The 3208-nt window shown below is 57.6% G+C and carries 3 protein-coding genes and 2 pseudogenes; 4 read left to right on the top strand and 1 reads right to left on the bottom strand.

Features of this window, described 5'->3' with window-relative positions; translation table 11 throughout:
- Nucleotides 1-661: 661 nt before the first annotated feature.
- The 3 genes and pseudogenes from X726_RS1000000172150 to X726_RS0137090 all read left to right on the top strand — a co-directional run bounded on the left by X726_RS1000000172150 (nt 662) and on the right by X726_RS0137090 (nt 1614).
- Nucleotides 662-944 (top strand): annotated as a pseudogene (locus X726_RS1000000172150) (CsbD family protein).
- 70 nt (nt 945-1014) lie between these two features.
- Complete coding sequence (locus X726_RS137315; protein WP_156940767.1) at nt 1015-1194, top strand: hypothetical protein; 180 nt, start codon at nt 1015-1017, stop codon at nt 1192-1194.
- Between the two features lie 54 nt (nt 1195-1248).
- Nucleotides 1249-1614 (top strand): helix-turn-helix transcriptional regulator, encoded by a 366-nt coding sequence (locus tag X726_RS0137090; protein WP_348626792.1) that lies wholly within the window; start codon nt 1249-1251, stop codon nt 1612-1614.
- A gap of 42 nt (nt 1615-1656) precedes the next feature.
- Here X726_RS0137090 and X726_RS1000000170980 read toward each other — a convergent pair whose 3' ends face one another.
- The gene (locus X726_RS1000000170980; RefSeq protein ID WP_156936055.1) at nt 1657-2064 is read right to left on the bottom strand and encodes a hypothetical protein; all 408 of its coding nucleotides are present in this window, start codon (nt 2062-2064) and stop codon (nt 1657-1659) included.
- Nucleotides 2065-2158: 94 nt separating this feature from the next.
- Here X726_RS1000000170980 and X726_RS1000000170235 point away from each other — a divergent pair.
- Nucleotides 2159-3124, top strand: a pseudogene (locus tag X726_RS1000000170235) (IS630 family transposase).
- The last annotated feature ends 84 nt before the right edge of the window (nt 3125-3208 follow it).

Raw genomic sequence — 3208 nt, 5'->3', positions numbered from 1 at the left:
CACAATTTACCAGCAATGGTTGAATCAACCGTTACTGCACGTGCTTTCAATGGCGCTTCCCTGATCGTTAGACTTTGACGGAACAAACAGGGGATTCACAGGTTCGGCGTTCGAGACTCGACCGATGGAAGCGATCTTCGATGACATCGCCAACGCCCTCAGAGCGCCCCGCCAAGACGTGTGGCGCCCTGTCCGGCGCCTTCGCCATCGATATGGTCGGCGAACTCAACTCCCCACGTACGCCGCGTCCTGGCTGCGTCAAGGAAGCTCTTGGAACAGATGGCCGAACGCGAAGACCCCCCGCCGCCAAGTTGAGGCGGCTTCTATGGAAATCCGCTCATCTGACGCCAGAGCAGCGCTGGCAGGTCCATCAACCGGCTACCCTCAGAAGCAGTGCGACACCGACTCCATAAGGGATGAACACAGCCGCCAACGCGACCCAGATGCCCGGATCGGCGAGCACGTGCATTTCCTTGCGAAGCTGTTCCAGACCAACGGCAAAAGGCCGGCTGTGTTCCCAAACCGGAAAAGGCCGGCGCACACATGCGGTCGACGGGCATTAGGTTCCATTGCTAGATCACAAGCAAGCGCGCTTACCTGCAGCGGAACCTGACAGCCATACGACCGTTATTCGAAAGGACAACGAAAGGAGATCGCCATCATGGACTGGAACCGCGTCGAAGGAAATTGGAAGCAATTCAAAGGTAAGGTCAAGGAGCAGTGGGGCAAGCTCACTGATGATGATATTGACCGCATAGCCGGCAACCGCGATCAGCTCGAAGGTACGATCCAGGAACGCTACGGCATTGAGANATGATGATATTGACCGCATAGCCGGCAACCGCGATCAGCTCGAAGGTACGATCCAGGAACGCTACGGCATTGAGAAGGATCGCGTGCGGCGAGACGTCGACGACTGGTATGGTCGACAAGACTCGTATTAGGACGGTGCGCCGTTCGGATCGACCTTGTCGGCTTCCAGCCGCGTTGATCTCCACAATGGAGATTGTAGAAATGTCCATCCACAAAGAAGACTATCGAACGAACAAGGCTGACTACCTGATAGAGAAAAGGCCAGATCTGGTTGAGAAGACCAAGCCGAAAAAGAAGACGTTGCGGCGTGACGATCAGCGTTCCGCAAAGTTATTGGAAAACCCCGCCGCGTTACCCGAGAGGCCGGCATCACGCCGTTAGAAATCGCAGAAGGTCAAGAGGAACATTTAAGCGATATTGAATGTTCGACTGTTTATGGACAGCCGAACCGTACTCTCAGCAGATCAATCCAGAGCAGCACGAGCCCTACTGAACTGGTCGCGTGTGCGACTTGCCGCAAAGGCAGATCTTAGCGAAATGGCCANCAGAGCAGCACGAGCCCTACTGAACTGGTCGCGTGTGCGACTTGCCGCAAAGGCAGATCTTAGCGAAATGGCCATCAGCGATCTTGAGAACGGATTCAGGAAATCGCGTCCCCACAACATCGCGGCGATCCGCAAAGCGTTTGAAGACGCCGGAATCGTCTTCACCGTCGAAGGCACTCCATCGCTCGCCCGCTCAGAAGGTGGCAGCGGCCTCGCCACCGACAATAGACAGTGGCGCCGGCGGCAGAGAAAATAATAAGGGCGAAAAGCCTACTCAGGAGCGTCTTAGGCTCGGAACTCATACCGGAAGGCTCGCAATGCGGAGCGCTGATTTACGGCTTTGAAGATTGCCGATCTCGTCGACCAAGGTCAGGCCGCTCAATCTGCGATCGAACTCTATGGGCTTGAAGCGCCGACCGCCGTGGCGCACTGCGCTTTGGAGGCACATTTCGACGGCCGACCAAATGACTTCCGCTTTTGGTGCGATGTCTTTCACCAACTGAGAAGACCAAACTGACGGAACTTTTGCCGCGGAATCGTGTTCGTTCGAGCATGACCAGAATAGCAGCCCTTGGCCCACGCATCCCCGGCAAACCACATTCGCCGGCAGACGGACAAGACCGTTTCGACCTTTGGCCCGATATGCGGCCAGCAGGTTGACCGCCGCGACTTCCGTCAAGTGATGTGGCACGAGCAACCAGATCACGAGCCGCTTGAATGGACGCTTAGAGCAGTTCAGATTTTGACTGAATCTGCGGGATTCCCGTGAGAGTGGTTTTGTGATTCAAGATGCTGGCTGGATCGGAGGCCAGCATCAGATGACGGCTCCCCTTTCGAACGATCTACGTGAGCGTGTTGTTGGCGCGATCGAGGCTGGCGAGAGCTGCCGCTCGGTGGCGGCTCGTTTTGGCGTGGCGGTTTCGTCGGCGGTGAAGTGGTCGCAGCGCTATCGGGCGAATGGGTCTGTGGCACCGGGTAAGATGGGCGGCCACCGCAAGCGTGTTCTGGAGCCGCACCGGGCGTTCATCGTGGAACGGATCAACCAGACGTCGCATCTGTCGCTGCATGGCTGAAGGACGAACTTGCGGCGCGCGGTGTGAAGGTCTCGCACGACACGGTATGGCATTTCCTGCGGCGCGAAGGATTGCGGTTCAAAAAAAACGCTATTCGCCCTTGAGCAAGCTCGCGCCGATGTTGCCCGCCGACGACAACGCTGGCGTTCCTGGCAGGCGGGTCTCGATCCGGAACGGCTGGTGTTCATCGACGAAACCTGGATCAAGACCAACATGGCACCGCTGCGCGGCTGGGGACCATGCGGCAAACGCCTGCGCGGCTTTGCTCCGCACGGCCACTGGCGCACGCTGACCTTCCTCGGCGCCCTGCGGCTCGACCGTCTTGCTGCCCCTTGCGTCTTCGATGGACCGATCAACGGCGAGAGCTTCCGGGCCTATGTCGAGCAGCAGCTCGTGCCAGTGCTCCAGCCCGGCGACATCGTCGTCATGGATAATCTTGGCTCCCACAAGTCGGCCGCCATACGGCAGATGATCCGCGCCGCAGGCGCCAGGCTTTGGTATCTGCCGCCATACTCGCCCGACCTCAACCCAATCGAGCAAGCCTTCGCCAAGATCAAACACTGGATGCGAGCCGCCCAGAAGCGAACCATCGACGACACCTGGCGACACATCGGCCACCTCGTATCAACCATCCAACCCAATGAATGCAGAAACTACTTCGCAAACGCTGGATACGCTTCTGTCAAAATCTGAAACGCTCTAGGTGTTTAGTCCCAAGGTTTGATGGGTTGGATCGAGCCTGAATCGTTCGGGCTCTTTTGTCCAGATTTTGCAGAT

Origin of the sequence: Mesorhizobium sp. LSJC285A00 (assembly GCF_000503155.1) — a bacterium.
Lineage (GTDB): Bacteria > Pseudomonadota > Alphaproteobacteria > Rhizobiales > Rhizobiaceae > Mesorhizobium.
The sequence above is the reverse complement of the archived record's forward strand: the minus strand, read 5'-3'. Positions and strand labels throughout refer to the sequence as shown.